The sequence below is a fragment of the Brevibacterium sp. LE-L genome (assembly GCF_050214925.1).
In the GTDB taxonomy this organism is placed as follows: domain Bacteria; phylum Actinomycetota; class Actinomycetes; order Actinomycetales; family Brevibacteriaceae; genus Brevibacterium.
The window spans coordinates 2,540,806-2,565,405 of the sequence record NZ_CP189759.1 but is presented as its reverse complement, the minus strand read 5'-3'; the positions used below and the strand labels follow the sequence as shown (position 1 = coordinate 2,565,405).

Below are 24,600 nucleotides of genomic sequence, written 5' to 3'. Positions count from 1 at the left end.
GAGCATGCTCACCACCGATCAGTGCTATCAGGCGGTCACTTCCCGTGACAGACGCTTCGACGGCATGTTCTTCACCGCGGTGCACACCACCGGGATCTTCTGCCGACCGTCGTGCCCGGCCAGAACCCCGAGACGGGAGAATGTCGACTTCTTCATCAGCGCCGCGGCCGCCGCCGAAGCGGGCTTTCGCGCCTGCAAACGGTGTCGACCCGATGCCAGCCCGAATTCCCCCGAATGGGACACACGCGGTGATGTCGTCGCCCGGGCCGTGCGCCTCATCCGCGAAGGCATCATCGACTGCGGGGGAGTCGAGGCCCTGGCCGCGGAACTCGGCTACAGTTCCCGACAGCTGTCTCGCCTCATGCACGAGGAGCTCGGCGCCGGACCGCTGGCGCTGGCCCGGACCGAACGGGTGCGCACGGCCAGGACCCTCATCGAAGCCACGGCGCTGCCGATGAGCGAGATCGCCTTCGCCGCGGGATTCGCCAGCATCCGTCAGTTCAACGACACCTTCCGAGACATGTATTCGATCAGCCCGCGAGAGCTGCGCACCACAGGATCTGACCGTGCCGTCGCCGACCAGCTGGTCCTCCGCCTCGCCTACCGTCCGCCCTTCGACTTCGAGTACCTCCTGGCCTACCACTCCGTGCGTGCCGTGCCGGGAATCGAGACCGTTGCCGACGGCGCCTACTCCCGATCCATGCGCCTGGCACACGGCCCGGCGGTCATCACGCTGAGACAGGCAGCCGGAGACTTCGTCGAGTGTCGACTGCGACTGGCGGACACCCGTGATCTCGGCAGTGCCGTGGCCAGGGCCAGGCGGATCCTCGATCTCGATGCGGATCCCGTGGCGGTCGCCCAGACTCTGCGCGCGGCAGGACTCGGAACTCTCATCGACCGGCATCCGGGGATGCGTTCGCCCGGACACTGCGATTCCGTCGAACTGGCCGTGCGCACGGTCCTCGGCCAGCAGATCTCTTTGGCCGCGGCACGCACTCATCTTCAGCGGCTCGTCGCAGGGGCGGGGGAGCCCCTTCCCGAGGAGCTGCGGACCGACTGTGTCGATCGACTCTTCCCCACAGCCGAGGCGATTGCCGCGGTCCCCGCCGACGACTGGGCGCTTCCGGCCTCGCGCATCCGCACGATCCACGCCCTCGCGACAGCCCTGGCCGAGGGGCGCCTCGACCTCGGCGCCGGCAGCGATCGGGAAGCGGCGAGCCGGGATCTGCTCGCCCTGCCGGGGATCGGACCGTGGAGCAACGGGTACATCCGGATGCGCGCACTCGGAGATCCCGATGTCTTCCTCGGCTCCGACCTCGGAGTGAAGAAGTCCGTGGCCGAGCTCACCGAATCGGCTCCGGCAGGCGATTGGGCGGACGTCGTCGCCGCCTGCAGCCCATGGCGCTCCTACCTCACTCATCTCCTGTGGGCAGGACACGCCCAGGCGCAACACTGACATCGCAGACGACCGGATCGAAATGACAGACGACGAGACCGACTCGACTCGCCCACCATCCTTGAAGAAGGGACGAGAGACCATGACTTCTCAACACACGATTCAGCAGCAGACCACGACCAAGTCGACGACGACCACCGGGCCGGACCAGACAGCCTCGATCAGCGGTCCACTCGAGCTGCCGATCGCCTCGGTGCCGGTGTATTCGACGGTGCTCGACTCGGAGCTCGGACCGATGCTGGCCACCTCGGACGGCATCCACCTCACGGGCGTCTACCTCGATGTCTCCGAAGCGACCATCCAGCGCCTGTGCAAAGCCTTCGGAGTCGAGCCGACTCCGAACGACGAACTCGAGATCTTCACCCGCACGGCCACCCAGCTGGGGGAGTACTTCGCCGGCGAGCGGACACAGTTCGACCTGATGCTGGCCGCTCGGGGCACCGAATTCCAACGCTCGGTGTGGCAGGCACTGACCGAGATCCCCTACGGCCGGACCGTCGGGTACGGGCAGCTGGCAGCGATGCTGGGCAGACCGAGCGCGGCCCGGGCGGTCGGCGCGGCGAACGGGAAGAATCCCATCAGCATCATCGTGCCGTGCCACCGTGTGATCGGTGCCGATGGTTCACTCACCGGCTACGCCTGGGGCGAGGTGAAGAAGCGACACCTTCTCACCCTAGAAACCCCCACCTAATTGCTACCTGGCGGGGTCCCAGCCACCTGGCGCCAAGTTGCTGGGACCCCGCCAGGTAGCAATTAGGTGGGGACGACAAAGGGCCGAGACCCTTTCGGATCTCGGCCCTTCTGCGGTGGAGGTAAGGGGATTCGAACCCCTGACCTTCTCCATGCCATGGAGACGCGCTACCAACTGCGCCATACCCCCGCTTGCCTGAACAATATTACCCAGATGTGGGTGTCAGGCCAAATCGAGAGAAGGTGACGCTGCCCACACTCCGGTGCAGGCGGCTCGAGTCCGGTGGGCTCGAGCCGCCTGCTCTCAGATGTAGGGCTTGACCTGGCTGAGGTAGCGAACGATGTCACGCTCGCGCAGTTCGCGGATTCGTTGGTCGCGAGCGTGCGCCTTGAGACGTGCGGCCTGTTTGCGAGCGGACCTCTCTGCACGAGTCTCAGCGGTGACGGCTGGACGACGTGCCCAGCGGATGAGTTTCATCCCAGTGCTCAGTGCCCAGCGGCGCGGATAGGTGGACGGAAATGCGGTCGACACAATTCTTCCTCTGTGATTTCAGACAGGGATATCTGCAAAAAGGCAGGAGGTATCCCGAAATGGCGATCAATGAATGCATTCGCAAAAGGCGTCGCTGATCGGGTCACGCTAATCGAGCTGCGCTATTCGCAATGAATGCGATGAATGCGGACTGTTCGGTCGCAAGGGGGACGTGTTCCAGGATTCCGATTGAGCATGCTCACGACCGCAGAGCAATCGTGAGCCCACGACGGTCTTGGACGAAATACGGCCAGGGTCGTCAAGCGGCAGCGAAGGCCAGGCGTGGGAATACTGAAACGGCGGCGGGCAGATCATGTGGATCTGCGAACAGGCCGTAGTGGCTCAATGCCGGATTCCAGGCAACCGGTCGGCTCAGTGAGCGCCGGTGGTCAGAAGCCAACCGGTGGCAAAGACGCGAAAGACGGCTGGGGTCAGCCGACGAGTCCTTGTCCGCCAATCGGGCAGGCAGCATTGACAAATCCATGCCGTCGAAGTCCGGGGCCTGCGATTGTTGTCATCATCATCGAAACTGCGCTCCTCTCATTGGTCGTGGATCTCGCGTGAACTGCGTCAGCGTTCACAATGGTCAGTGTGCAATCAAGGTTTTGTCTGCGAATCCGTAATTGCACTGTCGAATTTATCACAGCAGTGAATGCCTGTGGAAGTTTTGTTCATTATTTTCTCCGACAATTTTTCATTCGGAAATCGGTGACGGCGGATTTCGAAGTCGATGCTGTCGAACCCGGCGACGTAGAATCGAACCAGACGTGCATCCGCATCCGTGCATCACGCATCTTCAAGGGAGTTGAGAATGTCAGAGACCGCCACCAAGAGACGGCTCGTCGTCGGCTACATCGCAACGGATCGGGGCCGAGATGCCATCGCTCTCGCCATCTCGATCGCCCGGTCGATCGACATCGAACTGGTCGTCACCATCGTGCGACCGGAGTCCTCGACGATCATGGCCGGCAGTGCAGTGCCGCAGGACGGCGCCGGCATCGTCGCACAGCAGATCGACGACTGGCTCGACGAAGCCATGTCACTCATCCCTGACGACGTCTCAGCCAAGGGCGTCATCCGCGTCGCCTCGAATGAGTCGAAGGGCCTCATGGAGGTCGCCGAAGCCGAGGAAGCTCTGGGCATCGTCATCGGTGCCCGGGCGGCCACCCTGATGCGACAGCTGCGGATCGGCACAGTCGCCTCCGCGCTGCTGCATTCCTCGACCGTGCCGGTCGTCCTCGCTCCGCCGGAGAAGTCAGATATCGGCCCGATCTCCCGGGTCACCGCGCTCTTCGGTGCCCGCCCCGGCGCTTCGTCCCTCATCGGTGCCGCTGTCCAATCGGCGAGCAGCCTCAACGTGGACCTGCGCCTGCTCTCGCTCATCGCAGACGACGGGCTGGTTGACGATGAAGTCGCCGAGGTGGCGGAATTCGCCGAACAGTACGGGGGAGCGGTCCTCGCCGAACGTGCCTCGGAGATGTTCGAGGCGGGGCGGGCGACGGTGAAGGCCCGTGCCGGTGCCGATATCGAGGAGGCCGCCGAGGGCATCGAATGGCTCCCCGGAGAGCTCGCGTTCATCGGTTCGAGCCGACTCGGGCACGGCGGCAGAGTCGCGATCGGTGCACGCGCCCGACGCCTGCTGCGAGTCCTGCCGGTCCCGGTGGTCGTCGTGCCACGGGGAGCAGTCAGCCCGGTCCGACCGCATTGAGACTGCGCGAGTCCCGGCGTCTGAGCCTCAACGCTGACGGCCACGAGACGGCAGCGTGGATCTACGGCGGGGACGAACAGGAACGACCGCTGCTGATGATCCACGGGTTCCGCGGGGACCACCACGGCATGGATCTCATCGCCGGAGAGATCCGAGACCGGCCGGTCATCGTCCCCGACCTGCCGGGGTTCGGTGAGACCCTGCCGCTGGAGAACGGGTTGGGGCTGCAGTCGTACGTCGACTTCCTGTCCGCACTCGTCGCCGAGGTGGTCCGCACCGGTGGACGGGCGCCCATCGTGCTCGGGCACTCCTTCGGGTCGATCCTCGTCAGTCACCTGGCCGCTCAGCAGCCTGAAGCGACACCGGAACTCATCCTCATCAACCCGATCACGACCCCGGCGCTCGAAGGATCGGCACGGTTCGCCACCGCGCTGACCAGGGCCTATTACCGCCTCGGTGCGAAACTGCCGCAGCGGGCCGGGCGGGCGCTGCTGTCCAGTCCGGTCATCGTACGAGTGATGAGCGAAGTCATGGCCACCACGGACGATCCGGGGCTGCGCTCTTATATCCATGATCAGCACGCAAAGTACTTCTCGGCCTTCTCCGACCGCGCCTCACTGGCCGAAGCCTTTGACACCTCGGTGTCCCACACCGTCACCGAGGTGGCCGATGCGCTGACGATGCCGACGCTCGTCATCGCCGGAGACAGCGACGCGATCGCCCCCATCGACGCCACCCGATCCTTCGCCGCGGACCTGCGGGACCCGAGCTTCGTCGAACTGGTCGGGGTCGGTCACCTCGTGCATTACGAGCGCTCGGAAGCGGCCGCCTCGGCGATTGCGGATTTCGTGCGCAGCCGCGCATGAGTCTGACGGCCATCTGCGGAGGGAAGCGCCGGACGGCTCGCGAGACCTCAGCCCGCCCGAGACACAGAAGAAGGGCCGCTGCGTGCGTACGCAACGGCCCCTTTCGGGTGTCAGTCGGAGATCAGGGGCGTGGGTCGCGCACCCAGTGATAGACCATCGGAATGATGAAGGCGAAGCTCGACGCCAGCAGACCGCCCCAGAAGACCCAGAATTCGGTGCCCTCAGGGGCAGAGAAGGCCGCACCGAAGAGGTAGAGGCCGAACAGGAAGACAGCGAACGAGATGACGAAGACGATGACATCGGCAAACGATGCTGAGTTGCGGGTTCGCTTCGGGGCGGCAATATTGGACATGGTCTCCTCCGGCAAAGTTTCTGGTGGTCAAGCTGACGCTTGGCTCCAGTCTACATCGCGTAGAGAACTTTGCTCATCTCCGTTCGCGTTCGGCGCTTCGGTCCGGGACCAACCAGCCCAAGAGAGCCGAGACGATCGAGACGATGATCGCGGCGAAGATGGCGGAGAAGAAGAACGAATCGATGGTGAACACGAAGGGTGTGAATCCGGAGAGCCAACTCGTCAGCGCCAGAATGAGCGCATTGATCACGATCGAGAAGAGTCCGAGGGTCAGACAGGTGATCGGGGCGGAGACGAAGCTGAGGATCGGTTTGATGAAGGCGTTGGCCAGTCCGAAGATGAGTCCGATGACGAGATAGGAGATGATCATGGCCGGGATCGTCCCGGTCTGTTCCTCGACGAGGCGGTTCCCTGTGATCGTCACTCCCGGCAGAATCCAGGCCGCCACCCAGATCGCGCAAGCGTTGACGATGACGCGAGAGAAGAAATTCATAATCGTCATCCTGTCAGACCGATCTGCGTTCTTTCTGAGTCGCGGATGGGAAAGACGTCTGTGCCGTGGTGATGCAGTTCAAACGCTGAGATCGGCGATCTGCTCGAATCGGAAGTCGAAACCCAGTAGCCTGAAGGCCGGGCCCTCTGGTCCGCAGACCTCAGTGCATCTACCGAGTGATTTGATCCAGGTCACCACGGCGGCACGGCCTCTCGGCCAGCCGAGAGGAGAAACTGGATTGGTATGACTCACAGCAATACACCGGCACCTGCTCCCGAACAGTCCGCGCCGACCCTGTTCTCGGTGGTCGGGCGCAGCTATTTCCCGATCGCCTTCGTCGCGCGGATGCCGTTCGCGATGATCGTCGTCGGCGTTCTCACCCTCGTCGTCGCCGGCCGCGGATCGCTCAGCCTCGGCGGCATCAATTCGGCCATGGTCGGTCTGGGCACCGCGCTGTTCGGATCCTTCATCGGTGCGGCGGGCGACCGATGGGGACAGCGCTACGTCCTGCTCGTCGTCGGCTTCCTCAACTGCATCGCGCTGACATTCATGGCTTGGGTCGTGTTCAGTCCCTTGCCCGACGTCGTCGTCTTCATCGCGGCCTTCGCGATCGGCGCGACCTCGCCGCAGGTGGCGCCCATGTCTCGCTCACGCGTCGTCGACATCATCATGACGGCGCTGCCGCTCTCACGCCGGCCGAAGGTGCTCAACGGCACCATGGCGTACGAATCCGCTGCCGACGAGATCATCTTCGTCTTCGGCCCCTTCCTCGTCGGCCTCCTCGCCACCCTGTTCGATCCGGTCGCTCCCATCATCGGGGCGATCGTGATGACGCTCGTGTTCGTCTCCGCCTTCGCCCTGCACCCGACGGGCCGGGCCCGGTCGTCTGCGATGAGCTCGGAGGCGGCGAAGCGTGCTCCGGCGAAGGACATGTTCACTGCGGGAGTCTTCGTCGTCGTGCTCGGTGTCTTCGGTGTCGGGATGGTGTTCGGGTCGACTCTCACGGCGCTGACAGCGCTGACCAACGACATCGGACGCCCGGAAGAAGCCGGGCTCGTCTACGGAGTGCTGGGAATCGGTTCGGCGATCCTCGCGATCTCGGTGGCGGCCTTCCCGACCTCATTCGCCCTCTGGGCCAGGCTGCTGTGCTTCGCTCCGATCCTGCTCACCGGTTCGGTCGTGCTCGCCTCGACCGAGTCGATGCCGATCATCGTCCTCGCGCTGCTGCTCATGGGCTCGGCGATCGGGCCGAGCCTCGTCACGCTGTTCAGCCTCGCCGCCGAGCGTGCACCGCGGGGACGGTCGGCTACCGTGATGTCCATGGCCGGGTCGGCGATCATCGTCGGCCAGTCGGTCGCCTCGGCGATCAACGGCATCCTCGCCGAGGAGCAGGGCACCGCGACGGCGATGGCTGTGCCCGTGGCCGCCTCGGCGATCGTCCTCCTCGCCGGGACACTCAATCTCGCTATCCGTCTCAGGGCTCGGCGCAAGGGCTCTGGGTCCGGACGCAGGGTCGTCTTCGACGGTGAGAACGAGACCTGAGTCACTCGTCCTTTCCGCTTTTTGGGACGCTGTGTCCCAGTGTCTGCCAGGTGTGACCGGTGGTTCGGCGGAGAGTAATATGACCGCTGGTCCACCGTGAAACGCACCACGGAACGTGGCGTCTCACACCACTACGGAAAGCACACAATGTCTTCAACCACCTCGTCGACCGAGGTCGTCCGCAGCGATACCCGCTTCTTCGGACACCCCCTGCCGCTCATGCAGCTGTTCAGCCTGGAACTGTGGGAACGGTTCTCCTACTACGGTATGAACGGCATCCTCGCCATCTACCTCTACTTCACTGTCACAGAGGGCGGACTCGGCCTGGACAAGGGCACAGCGGTCGGCATCGTCGGCGCCTACGGCGGTGCGGTCTTCCTCGCTACGATCCTCGGTGCCTGGATCGCCGATCGTCTGGCCGGAGCCGAGAAGGTCCTCTTCTACTCGGCGATCATCATCATGACCGGGCACATCTGCCTTGCGCTCATTCCCGGGTTCGGGGGAGTCGCACTGGGACTCATCCTCGTGGCCCTGGGCTCCGGTGGACTCAAGGCCAATGCCTCAGCGCTGGTCGGTGAGCTCTACGAAGAGAAGGACCCCAAACGCGACGCCGGGTTCACCATCTTCTACATGGGCGTGAACATCGGTGCGATGCTCGGACCCCTGCTCACGGGCATTCTGCAGAAACAGATCGGCTTCCACTACGGATTCGGTGCCGCCGCAGTCGGCATGGCGCTGGGTCTGATCATCTACGTCACCGGTCGGAAGAACCTTCCTCCCGAGTCCCGGGTCGCGGTCAACCCGCTGCCGAAGTCGAAGCTCTACCTCTTCATCAGCGCCGTCGTGGCCGTCGTCATCGTCGCAGTCGTGCTGTGGACGACCGGTCTGGTCAACGCCGAGAACATCGACTGGTGGATCGCCGGCATCTCCGCCGGAGCGGCCGCCTGCTACGTCATCGTCATGTACACCTCGCCGCAGACGAATCCTGATGAGCGGTCCCGCGTCATCGCATTCATCCCGTTCTTCCTCACCAGCGTGATCTTCTGGTCGATGTACCAGCAGATCTTCGGTGTGCTCACCGTCTACTCGGACACCCAGCTCAACCGGTCGATCTTCGGTTGGGAGATGCCGATCAACTGGATCCAGCTGATTCCCGCACTCTTCGTCATCATCTTCGCCCCGCTGTTCGCGATCATGTGGACGAAGCTCGGACCGAAGCAGATCTCGACCCCGGTCAAGGCCGGACTCTCGCTGGTGTTCATCGGAGTCGGCTTCCTCATGTTCCTGCCCTACGCCGAGGCCGGACCCAATGAGACTCCTCTGCTGTGGGTTGCGCTGACGCTGGCGGTGTTCGTCTTCGGTGAACTGCTCATCTCGCCGGTGGGCATGTCGTTCTCGACGAAGGTGGCGCCGAAGGTGTTCCAGTCGCAGATGATCGCCGTGTTCTTCCTCTCCTCCGGTGTGGGTACGGCGCTGTCGGGTGTGCTCGGCGGATACTTCTCGGTTGACAACCAGACCCCGTACTGGCTGTCGATCGGCGGCGCCTCGATCGTGCTCGGTCTGCTGGCCCTGACCCTGACCAAGCCGATGCTCAAGCTGCTGCGCGGCATCCGCTGACAATTGTCCGATTCGAAGGCTCCTCGCGCCGCTGGGTGCGAGGGGCCTTCGGCGTTCCCGGGGGTCATCAGTCACCGGGTGCAGCACAACCGCGTGGTCCTGCAGGGGGTTGTCACGCGAACGGTGATGGATGCCGTGGCCCCGGGGCTCACACTCCGATGAAGATCGGCAGCGCCTGCGGATGGTGGGCGTGGACGATCGTGAGGAAGACGAGAGCGTCGAAGAGCAGATGCACCGTCACGGTGTAGGGCAGTGACTTCGTGCGGGTGAAGATGAATGCCTGAACGAGGGCGAAGGGGATCGTGAGCAGCGGTCCGATCGACCGGTAGCCGAGCTCCCAGAGAAACGAGACGAAGATGATCGTGGTGAAGACGTTCGCCGTCCAGAACGAGAAATGCTTGCGCAGCAGTGCGAAGACCGTGCAGATGAAGAACAGCTCATCCCAGATGCCGACGGCGTTGACACCGAAGAACAGCCGCAGAATCTCCGACCAGCCATCAAGCGGCGGCCAGTTGAGGTAGACGCCGGTGCGCATGAAGTACTGCGGCAGCACCGTCCAGGCCACCACGACGACGAAGGCCAGCCACGCCCACTCGAACCGCGACCACGGTCGGCCGCGACGCCTGGGGAACTGGATCGTCCGATCATCGAAGACATACCGGGTCACGAGCCACGGCCCGACGACGACAGCGGAGAGGACGACACCCATCCGCGCGATGTTCGTCCACGAGATGTCGGCCTCGACGGAGATCGCGGAGATCAGCGCGAGACAGGCGGTGATGATGCTGTGATCACGGGCAAAACGGCGGTTCGCCGACCACGCGATGACGACTCCCGCCACCATCGGCACATAACCGAACGCTCGGACCTGCGGAAAGGTGGTGCCCAGCCCGAAGAGCACGACCGCGGCGAGCGCGAGAAGCGCGGTCGCAGCCGCCTCCCAGCTGAGGAGGCCACGGCGTGCGGTCTCGACGGAATCTGCATGCTCGGTGTCCACGGTCCACACTGTAGACGAAACCGCAGACGAACCTGCCCCGATCTCATCCGACCACTGTCGACGAGTCGGTGAGCCAGCCGCGTAGGATCGTCAGCGAAGGAAGGACACCATTGGACCCCGAGGACTACTCCGAACTCATCGCCGAACTCGCCCCCAGCGTGCACTCCGAGACCGTGGCCGTGCACGAGGCGATCGGCCGCACCCTTCGTGCCGACCTCGTCGCCGATCGGGCGGTGCCGGCCTTTCCCACCTCGGCGATGGACGGATTCGCCCTCGACGGACCGGCTCTGCAGGAGGCACAGCGCGGCACGGCCATCCGCGTCAGCGGCGACACCCCCGCCGGTCACGAAGCCGCGCTGCTGCGCCCAGGCGCTGCGGTGCGTGTGATGACCGGAGCTCCGATCCCCACCGGCGCCGAGGCGGTCGTTCCCGTCGAACTCACCGATGCTGACCAGACCGGCGCGGCCCCGCAGACGATCCGCATCTCCTCCCTGCCCCAGCAGGTCGCGAACGGCTGGAACATCCGCGCGGTGGGCGAGGATATCGCGGCCGGTGACGTCATCCTCCCGGCCGGATCCCGTCTGACCGCGGCCGGCGTCGGCACGCTCGCGATGCTCGGCATCGATGAGATCGACGTCGACGGGCGGCCTCGCATCGGCGTGATCGTCACCGGAGACGAACTGCGCGACACCGCCGCCGAGGCGGCCGGAGCCCTGATCCTCAACTCGAATTTGCCGATGCTCGCCTCCGCGATCCGCTCGACCGGAGCCGAAGCCATCGAAGCGACATGCAGCGATGATCCGAATGCACTGCGGGCCGTCTTCGACGAACTGGCACCTATGGCAGATCTCGTCATCACCACGGGTGGGATCAGCGCCGGAGCCTTCGAAGTCGTGCGGCAGACTTTGGAAGGCGAGCATTCGACCTTTCTGCGTCTGGGCATGCGACCGGGTTCACCGCAGGGACACGGTCGTCTCGGACGTCTGCCCCTGCTGCACCTCCCGGGGACTCCGCAGGGAGCGTTCGTCGCCTTCCACCTCTTCGCCCGATCGCTGTTGGAAGGTCGGCCGCTGCGCGCCAGGTGGAAGAAGGGCCTCTACACCGGGTCCGAACTCGGCCAGCATCCGCATGCGGTCAAGGTTCGTCCCGGTGCCTTCACGGCCACCGGTGAGATCCGCGCCGTGGACGGAGCCCGACTGCCGAACTTCGCCGCGGCAGAAGTGATCATTCGCATTCCCCGCGGCACCGGACGACTGCTCCCGGGTGCGATCGTCGACTATCTCGAGTGCTGAAACCAGATCCTTGGTGAATGCCGAAGACGGGTTCGGCCGGTCGACGCAGGACCGTCGGGTCTCGGGGAATTAGGATGGAAGACATGTCACAACCTCGTCTCGATCCCGCCGCTCGGGCCCGCTATGCCCGGCAGATCCGCCTATCCGGGTTCGGCGAAGCCGCGCAGGAGGCCCTGCTCGACTCGCACGTCCTCGTCATCGGCGCCGGCGGACTCGGTGCCCCCGTACTCAGCTACCTCGCCGCCGTGGGCATCGGCACGATCTCCGTCATCGACCCCGATATCGTCGAACTGAGCAACCTCCATCGGCAGATCATCCACACCGAGGCGGCCATCGGCACCCGCAAGATCGAGTCCGCACGCGAGCGGATGGCAGGAATCAACTCGTCGATCGACCTCCGCACCCACGCGGTCCTTCTCACCCCGGACAATGCCCTCGACCTGCTGACCGGTGTCGATGTCGTCATCGACGGCAGCGACAACTTCGCCACCCGGTACCTGGCCAACGACGCCTGCGAGATCCTCGGCATTCCGCTCGTGTGGGGGACCATCCTCGGATTCGACGGTCAGGTCGCCGTCTTCGACGCCGGCCAGGGCGCTACTCTGCGTGACCTCTACCCGGAGGTGCCGGCACCCGGCAGTGTGCCCGACTGCTCGGTGGCCGGTGTCCTGGGGCCGTTGTGCGGGAGCATCGGTTCTGCCATGGCGATGGAGACGATCAAGATCCTCACCGGGATCGGCACTCCGCTGGTGAACGCGGTGGCCGTCCACAGCAGCCTTGACGCAGGGTGGGAGACCGTCCCCGTCTCCAGGATTCCCGGCAGGCAGCCGATCACGGACCTTGACTCCCATCGCGGCGACTACGCGCAGCACACCGTCGACATGGGAGCGGCCGCGCTCGGCTGGTCCGAACTGGCCCGGGACGCGATCCTCGTCGACATCCGTGACGATGACGAGGTCACCGCGGGAATGGTGCCCGGCGCCATCCACATCCCGATGGACGAACTCATCGCCGACCCGAGTCGACTGCCTACCGGATCTGGGACCGAGGAATCGTCCGATGCGAAGCAATCGCCTCAGTCCGGACGGCAGCACGCACGACAGACAGGCGTCGCCCTGTACTGCAGGTCGGGGATGCGGTCGGCAAAAACCGTCGCCCAGCTGCGGGCACAGGGACTGCCCGTGACGTCGGTCAACGGCGGTTATCTCGCCTACCTGTCACAGCCCGCAGCTCAGCAGGACTGACGACGGAACCCGCCCGTCTCAGCCTCCGGCGAACGGCGGGAGGACGTCGACGGTGTCCCCGTCGGACAGAGGCGCAGACCGATCGGTCGCGGCCACGGAGTTGACGAGGAAGGACGAGCGCGACAGCACGGTCGCCGCTTGGGGATCGGCCGCCTCGGCGAGGGCGGAGACGAGTTCGTCGACGGATCCGGCACTGAGGCGGGCCTCGCGAGCTCCGAAGGCTTCACGGGCGGCGGCGAAGAACCGAACGGTGATGGTGGGCACTTATCCTCCGATGGCGCTCATGGGGCGTTGGGGCTGTTCGAACTCATCGGTGTCCATGCCGTGGCCGGCGAGCTTCTTCCAATGAGCGCCCTTCCACAGATCCGCGATCGACTCATCATCGGCGCCGTTGCGCATCGCAGTGAGAAGATCGACCTCGGTGCGGGAGAACAGACAGGTGCGCACACGCCCTTCCGCGGTCAGGCGGGTGCGCGTGCAGTCGGCGCAGAACGGACGGGTCACCGACGCGATGACGCCGACGGTTCCGAGCACGGTGTCCGGATCCTTCCGGTCGGCGACGAGGAACTTCTCGGCCGGGGCACCGTTTCGCGGAGCCGAATCGGGGGTGAGCACGAACCGGGGCTCGAGCAGGGCGAAGATATCGGCGGCGGTGATCATCGCTCCCCGATCCCAGGAATGGCCGGCGTCCAAGGGCATCTGTTCGATGAACCGCAGACTCAGGCCCTCGCCGAGGCACCACTGGAGCAGATCGGGCGCGTGCGCATCGTTGATTCCGGGCAGGAGGACCGCGTTGATCTTCACCGGGTCGAGGCCGGCGGCCTTCGCCCCGTCGATGCCCTCGAGCACACGATGGAGGAAGGGACGTCTGGCCATGGTCTCGAAGGTGTCAGGGTCGATGGTGTCCAGCGAGACGTTGATCCGATCGAGACCGGCGGCTTTGAGCCCGGCTGCCCTCTTGTCGAGGCCGATTGCGTTCGTCGTCAATGCGATGTTCGGTCGCGGCTCCAGCGCCGCGACCCCAGCGATGATCTCGTTGATGTCCTTGCGCGTCAGGGGCTCGCCGCCGGTGAACCGGACTTGGTCGACGCCGAACTTCTCAACCCCGATGCGGACGAACCGGATGATCTCGTCGCGCGACATTGCGGCATCACGAGACATGAACTCCACACCTTCGGCGGGCATGCAGTACGTACAGCGCAGATTGCAGAAGTCTGTGAGTGAGATGCGCAGGTCCCTGGCTCGACGACCATAGGTGTCGAGCAGCGAATCCTCGCTGTGTCCGGTGAACTCCTCGCCGGGATCGACAGTCGGAGTTCTCAGCACCGGCATCGGCAGGCCGATCTTCTCCATTTCGTCATCCTCCTTGAAAGCGTGTCGTTATCATCGTCCCATGACTACTGCGAAGATGCATCGTGTACGGGTATTCGAGACGATCGCTCCACTGACCGAAACGCAGACGCTGCCGCTGAGCGAACTTCTCGACGCCCCGCGCCGGCTTGCCGCCGATGTGGCCTCACCGATCGACGTCCCCGGCTTCGACAACTCGAGCATGGACGGATACGCCGTGGCCGCCGAGACACTGGCAGCGGCGTCCACGGCTGCGTCCGCCTCCATGGCGGCCTCAGCAGGCACCGCCACCGCCGACAGTTCCTCCGTCGGATCCACTCGACTCGGACCGATCCCCGTACGCGGTCGGGTCGCCGCCGGAGCACGCGGCGACAAGGTCGAACCCGGCACCGCCGTCGAGATCATGACCGGAGCCCCACTTCCCGAAGGCACCGATACGGTGATCAGGATCGAAGACACCGCACCAGGAACCTTCGGCGCCGCAGCCATCACGATCGACCGCCCGGCCGAGACACCGGCGCCCGGGACCCCGGCGGGCCCACCTGGACCCGGGGCGTTCGTGCGCACCCGCGGCAGCGACGTCCGCACCGGACAGATCGTGCTCACCGCGGGCACCATGCTCAGCCCGGCCCACCTCGGCGTGGCCGCCGCCTGCGGAGTGGGCGCTCTGCCTGTCCTCTCCCTGCCGCGGGTGCTCATCGTGAGCACGGGCGACGAGATCGCCGCCGAGGCGGCCGCCGGGATCAACGACGCGAACTCCGTGACGCTCTCGGCCGGACTGCGCCGGCTCGGGGTGGAGACAGAGGTCGCCTTCGTTCCCGATGATCCGCAGCTGCTCCTCGACCGGGTGCGGGGGAGTGAGGCAGACCTCGTCATCTCCACCGGCGGGATCTCGAAGGGTGCCCATGAAGTGGTCAAACTCGCCGCCGAACTCGACCCGGACTCCGACGTCGTGTTCGAACCCATCGCCATGCAGCCCGGCGGTCCGCAGGGATGCGGGCGGCTGGCCGACCACGCGTGGGTGGCGCTGCCGGGCAACCCGGTGAGCACCCTCATCAGCTTCGAGATGTTCATCCGTCCCGCCCTGCTCGGCCTGGCCGGCGACGAGGCACCCCGCGAGGTCGCCCACCACCGTCTGGCACACGGATTCGACGAGCGGCCACCGGTCGGCAAGCTCCAGATCCGTCGCGCCCGGCTGACCGAGGCCGGCCTCGAATTCGTCGGAGACTCGCGCTCCCACCTGCTCCACAGCTATGCCGAGGCGACCCATCTCGTCTTCGTCTCACCGGACGAGCCCGGAGCTGACAATCCGTTCTCAGCCGTGGACGATAGGCTGATGACGTGGAAGATCGCATGAAGCTCTCGCACGTCGACGAGTCCGGAACCGCCCAGATGGTCGACGTCGGCGACAAAGACGTGACCAAACGACGCGCCGTCGCGGCCGGAGTCATCACCACCCGCAGCGACGTCATCGACCTGATCGCCGAGGCGGGGCTGCCCAAGGGCGATGCCCTGCCTGTGGCGCGCATCGCCGCTGTGATGGGGGCCAAACGCACCAGCGACCTCATCCCCTTGTGCCATCCGCTGCCGCTGACCGGAATCGATGTCGAATTCGAACTCGGTGCCGAGTCGGTGACCATCACCGCCGCAGTGAAGACCGTGTCGAAGACCGGGGTCGAGATGGAGGCCCTGACCGCCGTGACCACTGCGGCACTGACGATCTTCGACATGATCAAGGCCGTGGACAATCAGGCCGTGATCGGCGATATCAAGGTCATCGCGAAGTCAGGCGGAAGGAGCGGAGATTGGACGAGGCAGGCATGAGCACCCCCGGCACGGTCATCACCACCGGGGTCGTCGAGACCGAGATCTCCACCGCCGCGCTCGAACCCGAAGTCCTCACCGACACCTGCGGGGCCGTCGTGAGCTTCTCCGGAGTCATCCGCGACCACGACGAAGGACGCGGCGTGGCGTCCCTGCACTATGAGGCCCACCCCGTCGCGTCGGAACAGATCGCCGAGGTGGCCGCCGACATCGCCGCCCGCCACCCGCACGTCCGCCTCTCCGTGATCCACCGCGTCGGCGACCTCACCATCGGAGATGTGGCCCTGGCCGCCGTCGTCGCCTCCGCCCACCGCAAGGACTCATTCCTCGCCTGTTCCGATCTCATCGACGAGGTCAAGGCACGGGTGGCGATCTGGAAGCACCAGCACTTCGCCGACGGCAGCGACGAGTGGGTCGGAGCCCTCGAATGACGCAGCTGCGCATCAGCGACGCCGCACGATTCCTCGGTGTCAGCGACGACACGGTCCGCCGGTGGGTCGCCGACGGCCGTCTCACTCAGCTCAAGGACGCCTCCAATCGTGCCGTGGTCTCAGGCAGCGAACTCGCGGCGCTGGCACAATCGTCCGCAGCTGCCCTGCCCGACCCCAGCGGAGTCATGAGCTCGTCACGGAACCGGTTCGCCGGACTCGTCACCGATGTCGTCATCGACGGCGTCATGGCTCAGGTGAGCCTGCAGTGCGGGCCCTTCCGGGTGGTTTCCCTGATGTCGGCGGAGGCGTGCCGCCAGCTCGAACTCGAACCGGGCAGCCTTGCGACCGCCTCGGTGAAGGCGACGATGGTCTCCATCGACACGGTCCCCGACAGCTGATCAACGTCGCCCCGAGACCACGACTGGAAGCCGCATTTCGGGAAAAGAATTGAAAAACATGTCTCACTCTCGCCTCTCAGATCGACATAATGCCGCAGATGCGGTTTCAATGGGTGTATGAAGAAAACCCTGCTCGGGTTCGGCATCGTCGCTGCCCTGACCCTTTCCGCCTGCTCCTCCGGTTCCGATCCGCAGTCCGCATCGGGCACCCCGAGCGAGATCACCGTCTTCGCAGCAGCGTCACTGACCGAGGTGTTCGAAGACATCGCCGATGAGTTCCAGAACTCTGACCCGGACGCGCCGGAAGTGAAGTTCTCCTTCGGAGGCTCCTCGGACCTCGTCTCCCAGATCACCGAGGGCGCTCCCGCCGACGTCATCGCCACCGCCGACGAGAAGACCATGGGCACGTTGGAAGGCGACGACCTGCTCGCCGGAGCCCCTTCGATGTTCGCCTCGAACACGCTGACCCTGGCCGTGGCTGAGGGCAACCCGAAGTCGATCGAGGGCTCGACGGACTTCCCCGGGCTCGACCTCGTCGTCTGCGCGCCCCAAGTTCCCTGTGGTGCCGCCACCCAGAAGTGGGCAGAGCTCAACGAGGTCGAACTCGACCCGGTCAGCGAAGAGAATTCCGTGACCGATGTCCTCGGCAAGGTCAGTGCGGGTCAGGCCGACGCCGGAATCGTCTACGTCACCGACATCGCCCGTGCCGACGGCCAGGTCGAGCAGGTCGACCTCGACGGCGCGGACAAGGTCATCAACAAGTACCCGGCCGCCACCGTCAGAGCCAGCGAGCATCAAGAGCAGGCCGACTCGTTCGTGAAGTTCCTCGGCTCCGACAGCGCCCAGAAGCTGCTGCGCGACGCCGGATTCGCCGCTGCCTGATATGGCTGCCGAGCATTCCGGGGGAGGGCATACGACGATTCCCGGGTGGCTGTGGGTTCCCGCAGCAGTTGGGATCGTCTTCCTCCTCGTGCCGATCATCGGGATGATCACCCGCGTCGATCCGCAGGGGCTGCTCGACGTCGTCCTCGCGAAGGAATCTCTCCTGGCGATGCGGCTGTCTCTGCTGACATCGGTGATCTCGGCGTTCGTCAGCGTTCTCCTCGGGCTCCCGCTGGGTTACCTGCTCGCGACCAGACGGTTCCCCGGGCAGCGAATCGTGCGTACCCTCATCCTCCTGCCGCTCGTGCTTCCGCCGGTGGTCAGCGGCCTCGCGCTGCTCTACACCTGGGGGCGTTCGGCAGCGCTGGGCGAGAGCCTGGAAGCACTCGGTCTCAGCCTGGCCTACACCACCTCGGCGGTGATCATGGCGCAGATCTTCGTCTCGCTGCCGTTCATGGTGATGTCGGTCGAGACCGCCGCCACGGCCCTGGGACGCCGGTTCGAACTCACCGCCGCCGAACTCGGCGCGAGACCGAACCGCGTGTTCTTCACGGTGACGCTGCCGCTGCTGCGGCATGGGATCACGACCGGAGCCGTCCTCTGCTTCGCTCGCTCGCTCGGCGAATTCGGTGCGACCCTGACCTTCGCCGGGTCCCTGTCCGGAGTGACCCGCACGATGCCGCTGCAGATCTACCTCGTCCGCGAATCCGACCCACAGGCGGCGATCGGTCTGTCCCTGCTGCTCGTCGTCATCGCCGTGATCATCATCGTCCTCGCCTATCGGTCGCCGCATGCACCCCGCCTCAATCTCGGACGTCGGCCCGGTCGATCCGACCTCTCCGAGGACGTCCCCACCACCGAGGCGGACGCCAGCGGCCCGGTCCACGACCGCGCCGCGCGGGAAGCACTCAAGCACACCGGCATCGAGGCGGAGCCCCCGGCAACAGGTCACGTCCGGGGCCTCGACGATCGGGCCCCGGCAGAACCGGGGGAGGGCGGAGGCCTGAACGGGTCGATTCGTCTGGCCGAGCGCGGAATCGCCCTCGACTTCACCGTCCCCTCCCGCGCAACCACCGCCATCATCGGGCGCAACGGTGCAGGAAAATCAAGCCTGTTTCAGACACTCACCGGTGCGATACGGCCCGATTCCGGCAGCCTGCGCATCGACGACGACACGATCTTCGACCTCGACGCCGGACACTGGCCGCCCGTCCACGCCCGCGGCATCGTCCACCTCGCGCAGAACCCGCTGCTGTTCCCTCATCTGAACGTCGTCGACAACGTGGCCTTCGGACTGCGCTCCCATGGCATGGCCCACCGCCCCGCCCGACGACGCGCGCAGTCCATGCTCGACCGCCTCGGCGTCGGTCATTGCGCGAAGCGACGGCCCGAAGCCGTCTCCGGGGGACAGGCGGCGCGCATCGCCTTGGCCCGTGCGCTCCTCGTCGATCCGAAGCTGCTCCTGCTCGATGAGCCCCTGGCCGCACTCGACGTGGACGTCCGCGTCGAGACCCGACAGGTGGTCGCGGAGCTCCTCGCCGGTCGCAGCGCCCTGCTCATCACCCATGACATCGACGACGTCGTGTCATTGGCCGACGAGCTCGTCCTCATTGACAACGGGGCCGTGGCATTGTCCTCCCAGGTGGGGCGGGTCGATCCCGGGGAAGCAGGTGCGGGGCAGAGCTTCCTGCGCAGCTTTTGCATAATGGACCGTGACGGAATAGTGTGCAGTCAGTCACATTGAGTCACTGACATTTCAAGGAGCACAACGCCGTGGCCGAACTGTCCTATTCTTCGGGTACATCGACAGAACCCCTGCTCGGGATCACCATCGGAGAGCACTTCAAGCAGATCGCAGAGGCGAACCCCGATGCCCTGGCTCTCGTCGACCGGCACTCGAGCCGACGGTGGACGTACGCCGAGTTCGATGCCGACACCGATGCGCTGGCCATCGGTCTGATCCGGCGCGGAGTGAAGAAGGGCGATCGAGTCGGAATCTGGGCGCAGAACGTCGCCGAATGGGCCCTCGTCCAGTACGCCACCGCGAAGATGGGCGCCATCCTCGTCAACGTCAATCCCGCCTACCGCAGCCATGAACTCGAATACGTCGTCGAACAGTCCGGGATGACGCTGCTCATCTCGCAGGTCGTGGCACCCCCGCATTCGGATTTCCACGCCATCGCCACCGAGGTCGCTGCGAAGGTCCCCGCCCTCGACCTCGTGTTCCTCGACTCCGTGCCCGACGACCTCATCGGGGCTGCGAAGATCGACGAACGCGAATCCTTTGCCCACCTCATGGGGCAGGGGCGGCAGCTGCTGGAGGATGCGGATGCGAAGTACGGAGTGCGACTGCAGCAGGTGCTCGACGACCTTTCGGCAGACGAGCCGATCAACATCCAATACACCTCCGGCACCACGGGGTTCCCGAAGGGCGTGACACTCAGCCACCACAACATCCTCAACAACGGGTACTTCATCGGCGAAATGCTCTCCTACACGTCTGCCGACACCGTCGTCGTTCCCGTTCCCTACTACCACTGCTTCGGCATGGTCATCGGCAACCTCGCCGCACTCAGCCATGGATCGGCCGTGGTGCTGCCGTCTCCCGGATTCGACCCCTTGGCGACGATGTCCGCCGTGACCGAGGAGAAGGCCACCTCGCTGTACGGAGTGCCGACGATGTTCATCGCCGAACTCGAACACCCGCGGTTCTCCGAATTCGACTTCTCGAGCCTGCGCACCGGGGTCATGGCAGGATCGCCCTGCCCGGTGAACACGATGCGCCGAGTCATCGATGACATGAACATGTCGGAGGTCGCCATCTGCTACGGCATGACTGAAACGGCGCCGGTGTCGATGATGACCCGAGTCGATGACTCTCTGGAGAAGCGCACGCAGACGGTGGGCCGCGTGATGCCCCACCTTGAGATCAAGATTGCCGACCCCGTCACGGGACAGGCTGTCCCGCGGGGGCAGAAGGGCGAGTTCTGCACCCGCGGCTACGCGGTCATGCTCGGATACTGGGAACAGCCGGACAAGACAGCGGAGACGATCGACGCGGCTCGGTGGATCCACACCGGTGACCTGGCCATCATGGACGACGACGGCTATGTCGACATCTCCGGCCGAATCAAGGACATGGTCATCCGCGGCGGCGAGAACGTCTACCCGCGAGAGGTCGAGGAATTCCTCTACCACCACCCGGCCATCCGCGACGTCCAGGTCGTCGGTGTCTCCGATGAGAAATACGGCGAGGAGCTCATGGCCTGGGTGATCCTCAAGGACGGCTTCGACTCGCTGAGTGCCGACGAAGTCCGCGAATTCTGCTCCGGCAAGCTCGCCCACTTCAAGATTCCCCGCTATGTCGAGGTCCGCGATTCCTTCCCGATGACCGTGTCCGGAAAGATCCGCAAGGTCGACCTCCGGGAAGAGGGCGAGAAGATCGCGCACGCCGCCGTCTGAGCACCGAATGGGATCCGGTATGAGCTGCAGCCGGATCGCACTGGAGATCACAAGTCGGTTGCAGTTCAACCCGGACCGGGCATGAGTTTCGTTTGTGTGCCCGCATTCACTAGGATCACATCACATGAGAGCTGAATCACAACCGCTGGTGTCGGTGTCGAACGTCGAGAAGCACTACGGCGATTTCCATGCCCTGAAGAACGTCAACCTCGATATCGCCGAGCGGGAAGTCGTCGTCGTCATCGGCCCCTCGGGATCGGGCAAATCGACTCTGTGCCGGACGATCAACCGGCTGGAGACCATCACCTCGGGCAGCATCACCATCGACGGCAAGGATCTGCCGGCCGAGGGGGCTGCCCTGGCGCAGCTGCGCTCGGACGTCGGGATGGTCTTCCAGGCGTTCAACCTCTTCGCTCACAAGACGATCCTCGAGAACGTCACCCTGGGACCGATCAAGGTGCGCAGGCTCTCGAAGTCCGAGGCGGACAAACAGGCCATGGCGCTGCTCGAACGAGTCGGGGTCGCACACCAGGCAGACAAATATCCGGCTCAGCTCTCCGGCGGCCAGCAGCAGCGTGTGGCCATCGCCCGGGCACTGGCGATGAAGCCGAAGGTGATGCTCTTCGACGAGCCCACCTCGGCGCTGGACCCGGAGATGATCAACGAAGTCCTCGACGTCATGGTCGGACTCGCCGAGGAGGGTATGACGATGGTCGTCGTCACCCACGAGATGGGCTTCGCCCGCAAGGCCGCGCACCGCGTGGTGTTCATGGCCGACGGCGAGATCGTCGAGGTCGCCGAACCCGAGGAGTTCTTCACCAATCCCCAGAGCACCCGAGCCAAGGACTTCCTGTCGAAGATCCTGACGAACTGAATCCACCCGATCACTCAGCACCAACTCACTCACAAGGAGAGACAATGAAGAAGCTCAGACTGGCAGTCGCCTCCGCGGCGATCGGCATCCTCGCGCTCAGCGGCTGCGGCCAGGGCGGAACTCCCGATGCACCGGCCGACGGCGATGGGGCCCAGGCCGAGGCTCCGGAGTACGAGGTCAACGACAGCGCGGACATCGCCGACTCGAAGACGTGGAAAGCCGCACAAGACGCCGGTGAGATCACCATCGGGGTGAAGAAGGACCAGCCGGGCCTCGGAAACGTCTCGGCAGGCTCGGAAGAGCCCGAGGGCTTCGACATCGAGATCGCGAAGATGGTCGCCGCGCAGCTCGGTTTCGAACCCGACCAGATCAAGTACACAGAGACCGTCTCGGCCAACCGTGAGCCCTTCCTGCAGCAGGGCACCGTCGACATGGTCGTGGCCACCTATACGATCAACGACGAGCGCAAGAAGGTCGTCGACTTCGCCGGACCGTACTACGTGGCAGGCCAGGATCTGCTCGTGGCCGAGGATTCGGACATTGCCGGGCCCGAGGACCTCGACGGGAAGAAGGTCTGCTCCGTCGACGGTTCGACCCCGGCGCAGAACATCGAGGAGAAGTACACGAAGGCCGAACTCGTCACCTATGACGCGTACTCGAAGTGCGTGACCGACCTCCAGTCCGGATCCGTCGACGCCGTGACCACTGACGATGCGATTCTGCGCGGATATGCCAAGCAGTATGAAGGCGAGTTCAAGGTCGTCGGCAAACCCTTCACCGAGGAGCCCTACGGCGTCGGCCTGCCGAAGGACGATGACGCGCTGCGCGATGCCGTGAACGACGCACTCGAGCAGGGCATGGACGACGGCGATTGGGAGAAGGCATTCGAATACACCCTCGGATCCACCGATGATGTCGACATGCCCGACGTCGACCGCTACTGACCCCGTCCACAGATTGACATGATGCGAGGGCGCCGATCCCGGTGCCCTCGCATCGATTAAGGAATCTGATATGGATTTCCTGGAGCTTCTCCAGCTGTTCCTCTCCGGTGCGTGGGGAACGATCAAGCTCTTCACCGTCGCCCTGGTCGGGTCCATGATCCTCGGCACGGTGCTCGCCGCCATGCGGGTGTCTCCGACCCCGGTGCTGCGCGGGGCGGCTTCGACCTACATCAACGTCGTCCGGAACACGCCGCTGACCCTGGTGATGTTCTTCTGTGCGTTCGGGCTGCCGTTCCTCGACATCCGGTTCGGCTCGACGAGCTCATTCAACTCGTTCGTCTACGCCACGATCGCGCTCACCGTGTACACCGCCTGTTTTGTGGCCGAGACCCTGAAGTCGGGTATCGCCACGATCCCGGTCGGTCAGGCCGAAGCCGCACGGGCCGTGGGCCTGAGCTTCGGACAGACCCTCGGCGAGGTGGTCCTGCCGCAGGCGTTCCGCACAGTGATCCCGCCCCTGGGCAGTGTCATCATCGCAATGCTGAAGAACACCTCGATCGCTTCGGCGTTCAACAACCGAGAGCTCATCTCGGCGATGCGCAATGCCATCGAGATCCGCGGGGACCTGGTCATCCCGCTGCTGTTCGGCACCGCGCTGGCCTACCTCATCCTGGCTCTGCTGCTCGGACGAGTCTTCGACTACCTGGAGAAGAAGCTGGTGATCCTGCGATGAGGCCACCCACTCAAGTGCTGTTCGACGAACCCGGTCCGAAATCGCGCCGGAACAACATCATCCTCTCCGTGATCTCGACGCTCGTGCTGTTGGCGATCGCGGCCTTCGTGGTCTGGAAGTTCGCCGACGCCGGCCAACTCGATCCGGCGAAGTGGTATCCATTCACCTTTGCGCAGATCCAGACGGTGCTGCTCCAAGGGATGCTCGCCACGCTCAAGGTGGCCGTCGTCGCCTCCGTGCTGGCGATGGTCGTCGGCATCGTCTTCGCTCTGCTGCGTCTGTCCAACCGAAAGGTCATCTCCGTCCCCGGCACGATCGTGCTCGAGTTCTTCCGGGGCGTGCCAGTCTTGCTGCTGATCTTCGCGATGTTCCTCATGTTCGGCAACGAGATCGGTTCGTTCTGGTCCGTGGTCTTCGGCCTCACCCTCTACAACGGAATGGTGCTGGCCGAGATCATCCGGGCCGGCGTCCTCGCCGTCCCCACAGGGCAGCGCGAGGCCGCAATGGCCATCGGGCTGCGTTCCGGCCAGGTCATGAGCCTCGTGCTCTTGCCGCAGGCTCTGCGGGCCATGATGCCGACGATCATCGCCCAGATCGTCGTCCTCCTCAAGGACTCCGCTCTGGGTTTCATCGTCACATACCAGGATCTGCTGTACCAGGTGAACCTCATCGGACGCGAATACAACAACCTGCTGCCGACTTTCATCGTCGGAGCGATCCTGTTCATCATCATCAACATGCTCGTCGCCGGTTTCGCCCGATGGCTCGAGTCACGGCTCCAACGGAAGACCACCGCCGACACCGAGGCGGGCGGCCTGACCACCAAGATCGTCGACTGATGCCGCGGGGCCCGGTTGTTCCCGACCGGGCCACGCGACACCATGTATCGTTCACTTAGGAGTCGGCCATGAAG

Annotated in this window: 25 protein-coding genes and 1 tRNA gene; 19 read left to right on the top strand and 7 right to left on the bottom strand. The window is 64.9% G+C overall.

The window, feature by feature from the left end; translation table 11 throughout:
* The first annotated feature begins 4 nt into the window (after window positions 1-4).
* Window positions 5-1,456 (top strand): AlkA N-terminal domain-containing protein, encoded by a 1,452-nt coding sequence (locus ACQE2J_RS11570; protein WP_135538501.1) that lies wholly within the window; start codon window positions 5-7, stop codon window positions 1,454-1,456.
* Window positions 1,457-1,538: 82 nt separating this feature from the next.
* Window positions 1,539-2,147: a methylated-DNA--[protein]-cysteine S-methyltransferase gene (locus tag ACQE2J_RS11565; RefSeq protein WP_240689648.1), complete on the top strand. Its 609-nt coding sequence runs from the start codon at window positions 1,539-1,541 to the stop codon at window positions 2,145-2,147.
* A gap of 116 nt (window positions 2,148-2,263) precedes the next feature.
* Here ACQE2J_RS11565 and ACQE2J_RS11560 read toward each other — a convergent pair.
* Together ACQE2J_RS11560 and ACQE2J_RS11555 are read right to left on the bottom strand one after the other, a co-directional pair.
* Window positions 2,264-2,336: transfer RNA gene (locus ACQE2J_RS11560), tRNA-Ala, on the bottom strand.
* A gap of 114 nt (window positions 2,337-2,450) precedes the next feature.
* Complete coding sequence (locus ACQE2J_RS11555) at window positions 2,451-2,678, bottom strand: hypothetical protein (protein WP_135538499.1); 228 nt, start codon at window positions 2,676-2,678, stop codon at window positions 2,451-2,453.
* A gap of 811 nt (window positions 2,679-3,489) precedes the next feature.
* On the opposite strand from ACQE2J_RS11555, the gene ACQE2J_RS11550 reads away from it, so the two are divergent.
* Both ACQE2J_RS11550 and ACQE2J_RS11545 read left to right on the top strand, forming a co-directional pair.
* Window positions 3,490-4,386: a universal stress protein gene (locus ACQE2J_RS11550; RefSeq protein WP_135538497.1), complete on the top strand. Its 897-nt coding sequence runs from the start codon at window positions 3,490-3,492 to the stop codon at window positions 4,384-4,386.
* The gene (locus tag ACQE2J_RS11545; RefSeq protein WP_240689646.1) at window positions 4,383-5,252 is read left to right on the top strand and encodes an alpha/beta fold hydrolase; all 870 of its coding nucleotides are present in this window, start codon (window positions 4,383-4,385) and stop codon (window positions 5,250-5,252) included. Before ACQE2J_RS11550 ends, ACQE2J_RS11545 begins: the two co-directional genes overlap by 4 nt.
* Window positions 5,253-5,373: 121 nt before the next feature.
* On the opposite strand, the gene ACQE2J_RS11540 is transcribed toward ACQE2J_RS11545, so the two are convergent.
* Window positions 5,374-5,604 (bottom strand): hypothetical protein, encoded by a 231-nt coding sequence (locus ACQE2J_RS11540; protein WP_135538495.1) that lies wholly within the window; start codon window positions 5,602-5,604, stop codon window positions 5,374-5,376.
* A gap of 73 nt (window positions 5,605-5,677) precedes the next feature.
* Complete coding sequence (locus ACQE2J_RS11535) at window positions 5,678-6,097, bottom strand: phage holin family protein (RefSeq protein WP_135538493.1); 420 nt, start codon at window positions 6,095-6,097, stop codon at window positions 5,678-5,680.
* 243 nt (window positions 6,098-6,340) lie between these two features.
* Here ACQE2J_RS11535 and ACQE2J_RS11530 point away from each other — a divergent pair, with 243 nt between their 5' ends.
* On the top strand, window positions 6,341-7,639 hold the full coding sequence (locus tag ACQE2J_RS11530) for an MFS transporter (protein ID WP_135538491.1): 1,299 nt from the start codon (window positions 6,341-6,343) through the stop codon (window positions 7,637-7,639).
* A 147-nt stretch (window positions 7,640-7,786) separates the two neighbouring features.
* Window positions 7,787-9,256: a peptide MFS transporter gene (locus ACQE2J_RS11525; RefSeq protein WP_135538489.1), complete on the top strand. Its 1,470-nt coding sequence runs from the start codon at window positions 7,787-7,789 to the stop codon at window positions 9,254-9,256.
* Between the two features lie 148 nt (window positions 9,257-9,404).
* On the opposite strand, the gene ACQE2J_RS11520 is transcribed toward ACQE2J_RS11525, so the two are convergent.
* Complete coding sequence (locus ACQE2J_RS11520; protein WP_240689644.1) at window positions 9,405-10,253, bottom strand: CPBP family intramembrane glutamic endopeptidase; 849 nt, start codon at window positions 10,251-10,253, stop codon at window positions 9,405-9,407.
* A gap of 68 nt (window positions 10,254-10,321) precedes the next feature.
* Between ACQE2J_RS11520 and ACQE2J_RS11515 the strand changes: the two genes are divergently transcribed.
* Window positions 10,322-11,545 (top strand): molybdopterin molybdotransferase MoeA, encoded by a 1,224-nt coding sequence (locus tag ACQE2J_RS11515; protein WP_426936381.1) that lies wholly within the window; start codon window positions 10,322-10,324, stop codon window positions 11,543-11,545.
* Window positions 11,546-11,628: 83 nt separating this feature from the next.
* Complete coding sequence (locus ACQE2J_RS11510; RefSeq protein WP_135538484.1) at window positions 11,629-12,789, top strand: ThiF family adenylyltransferase; 1,161 nt, start codon at window positions 11,629-11,631, stop codon at window positions 12,787-12,789.
* 18 nt (window positions 12,790-12,807) lie between these two features.
* On the opposite strand, the gene ACQE2J_RS11505 is transcribed toward ACQE2J_RS11510, so the two are convergent.
* Complete coding sequence (locus ACQE2J_RS11505; protein WP_135538482.1) at window positions 12,808-13,053, bottom strand: MoaD/ThiS family protein; 246 nt, start codon at window positions 13,051-13,053, stop codon at window positions 12,808-12,810.
* Window positions 13,054-14,142, bottom strand: a complete 1,089-nt coding sequence (moaA, locus tag ACQE2J_RS11500) for a GTP 3',8-cyclase MoaA (protein ID WP_135538480.1) — start codon at window positions 14,140-14,142, stop codon at window positions 13,054-13,056.
* A gap of 40 nt (window positions 14,143-14,182) precedes the next feature.
* Between moaA and ACQE2J_RS11495 the strand changes: the two genes are divergently transcribed.
* The 11 genes from ACQE2J_RS11495 to ACQE2J_RS11445 all read left to right on the top strand — a co-directional run bounded on the left by ACQE2J_RS11495 (window position 14,183) and on the right by ACQE2J_RS11445 (window position 24,526).
* The gene (locus ACQE2J_RS11495; RefSeq protein WP_426936380.1) at window positions 14,183-15,496 is read left to right on the top strand and encodes a molybdopterin molybdotransferase MoeA; all 1,314 of its coding nucleotides are present in this window, start codon (window positions 14,183-14,185) and stop codon (window positions 15,494-15,496) included.
* Entirely contained in the window at window positions 15,493-15,963 is a 471-nt protein-coding gene (moaC, locus tag ACQE2J_RS11490; protein WP_426937515.1) for a cyclic pyranopterin monophosphate synthase MoaC, read from the top strand. Before ACQE2J_RS11495 ends, moaC begins: the two co-directional genes overlap by 4 nt.
* On the top strand, window positions 15,945-16,394 hold the full coding sequence (locus ACQE2J_RS11485; protein WP_426936379.1) for a molybdenum cofactor biosynthesis protein MoaE: 450 nt from the start codon (window positions 15,945-15,947) through the stop codon (window positions 16,392-16,394). Before moaC ends, ACQE2J_RS11485 begins: the two co-directional genes overlap by 19 nt.
* Window positions 16,391-16,792: a TOBE domain-containing protein gene (locus ACQE2J_RS11480; RefSeq protein ID WP_426936378.1), complete on the top strand. Its 402-nt coding sequence runs from the start codon at window positions 16,391-16,393 to the stop codon at window positions 16,790-16,792. The genes ACQE2J_RS11485 and ACQE2J_RS11480 overlap by 4 nt, the downstream gene beginning before the upstream one ends.
* Before the next feature lie 117 nt (window positions 16,793-16,909).
* A complete protein-coding gene (modA, locus tag ACQE2J_RS11475) occupies window positions 16,910-17,674 on the top strand; it encodes a molybdate ABC transporter substrate-binding protein (protein ID WP_426936377.1) in 765 nt (254 codons plus the stop codon).
* 1 nt (window position 17,675) lies between these two features.
* Window positions 17,676-19,418, top strand: coding sequence for an ABC transporter permease (locus ACQE2J_RS11470; protein WP_426936376.1), 1,743 nt, complete (start codon window positions 17,676-17,678; stop codon window positions 19,416-19,418).
* Window positions 19,419-19,447: 29 nt separating this feature from the next.
* Window positions 19,448-21,136 carry an AMP-binding protein gene (locus ACQE2J_RS11465; protein WP_426936375.1) on the top strand — a complete coding sequence of 563 codons (1,689 nt, stop codon included), beginning with the start codon at window positions 19,448-19,450 and terminating at the stop codon, window positions 21,134-21,136.
* Between the two features lie 124 nt (window positions 21,137-21,260).
* Window positions 21,261-22,010 carry an amino acid ABC transporter ATP-binding protein gene (locus ACQE2J_RS11460; RefSeq protein ID WP_426936374.1) on the top strand — a complete coding sequence of 250 codons (750 nt, stop codon included), beginning with the start codon at window positions 21,261-21,263 and terminating at the stop codon, window positions 22,008-22,010.
* Between the two features lie 44 nt (window positions 22,011-22,054).
* Entirely contained in the window at window positions 22,055-22,954 is a 900-nt protein-coding gene (locus ACQE2J_RS11455) for a transporter substrate-binding domain-containing protein (RefSeq protein ID WP_426936373.1), read from the top strand.
* A 70-nt stretch (window positions 22,955-23,024) separates the two neighbouring features.
* Window positions 23,025-23,687, top strand: coding sequence for an amino acid ABC transporter permease (locus tag ACQE2J_RS11450; RefSeq protein ID WP_135809182.1), 663 nt, complete (start codon window positions 23,025-23,027; stop codon window positions 23,685-23,687).
* The gene (locus ACQE2J_RS11445) at window positions 23,684-24,526 is read left to right on the top strand and encodes an amino acid ABC transporter permease (protein ID WP_426936372.1); all 843 of its coding nucleotides are present in this window, start codon (window positions 23,684-23,686) and stop codon (window positions 24,524-24,526) included. The genes ACQE2J_RS11450 and ACQE2J_RS11445 overlap by 4 nt, the downstream gene beginning before the upstream one ends.
* Window positions 24,527-24,600 lie beyond the last annotated feature (74 nt).

Excerpts from the sequence above, each read along its gene's own strand:
- ACQE2J_RS11460 (WP_426936374.1), top strand. The coding sequence starts at position 21,261 with ATGAGAGCTGAATCACAACCGCTGGTGTCGGTGTCGAACGTCGAGAAG.
- ACQE2J_RS11570 (WP_135538501.1), top strand. The coding sequence starts at position 5 with ATGCTCACCACCGATCAGTGCTATCAGGCGGTCACTTCCCGTGACAGA.
- ACQE2J_RS11470 (WP_426936376.1), top strand. The coding sequence starts at position 17,676 with ATGGCTGCCGAGCATTCCGGGGGAGGGCATACGACGATTCCCGGGTGG.
- ACQE2J_RS11565 (WP_240689648.1), top strand. The coding sequence starts at position 1,539 with ATGACTTCTCAACACACGATTCAGCAGCAGACCACGACCAAGTCGACG.
- ACQE2J_RS11480 (WP_426936378.1), top strand. The coding sequence starts at position 16,391 with ATGACGCAGCTGCGCATCAGCGACGCCGCACGATTCCTCGGTGTCAGC.
- ACQE2J_RS11535 (WP_135538493.1), bottom strand. The coding sequence starts at position 6,097 with ATGAATTTCTTCTCTCGCGTCATCGTCAACGCTTGCGCGATCTGGGTG.
- ACQE2J_RS11530 (WP_135538491.1), top strand. The coding sequence starts at position 6,341 with ATGACTCACAGCAATACACCGGCACCTGCTCCCGAACAGTCCGCGCCG.
- ACQE2J_RS11540 (WP_135538495.1), bottom strand. The coding sequence starts at position 5,604 with ATGTCCAATATTGCCGCCCCGAAGCGAACCCGCAACTCAGCATCGTTT.
- ACQE2J_RS11510 (WP_135538484.1), top strand. The coding sequence starts at position 11,629 with ATGTCACAACCTCGTCTCGATCCCGCCGCTCGGGCCCGCTATGCCCGG.
- ACQE2J_RS11525 (WP_135538489.1), top strand. The coding sequence starts at position 7,787 with ATGTCTTCAACCACCTCGTCGACCGAGGTCGTCCGCAGCGATACCCGC.
- ACQE2J_RS11495 (WP_426936380.1), top strand. The coding sequence starts at position 14,183 with ATGACTACTGCGAAGATGCATCGTGTACGGGTATTCGAGACGATCGCT.
- ACQE2J_RS11455 (WP_426936373.1), top strand. The coding sequence starts at position 22,055 with ATGAAGAAGCTCAGACTGGCAGTCGCCTCCGCGGCGATCGGCATCCTC.
- modA (WP_426936377.1), top strand. The coding sequence starts at position 16,910 with ATGAAGAAAACCCTGCTCGGGTTCGGCATCGTCGCTGCCCTGACCCTT.
- moaC (WP_426937515.1), top strand. The coding sequence starts at position 15,493 with ATGAAGCTCTCGCACGTCGACGAGTCCGGAACCGCCCAGATGGTCGAC.
- moaA (WP_135538480.1), bottom strand. The coding sequence starts at position 14,142 with ATGGAGAAGATCGGCCTGCCGATGCCGGTGCTGAGAACTCCGACTGTC.
- ACQE2J_RS11445 (WP_426936372.1), top strand. The coding sequence starts at position 23,684 with ATGAGGCCACCCACTCAAGTGCTGTTCGACGAACCCGGTCCGAAATCG.
- ACQE2J_RS11550 (WP_135538497.1), top strand. The coding sequence starts at position 3,490 with ATGTCAGAGACCGCCACCAAGAGACGGCTCGTCGTCGGCTACATCGCA.
- ACQE2J_RS11450 (WP_135809182.1), top strand. The coding sequence starts at position 23,025 with ATGGATTTCCTGGAGCTTCTCCAGCTGTTCCTCTCCGGTGCGTGGGGA.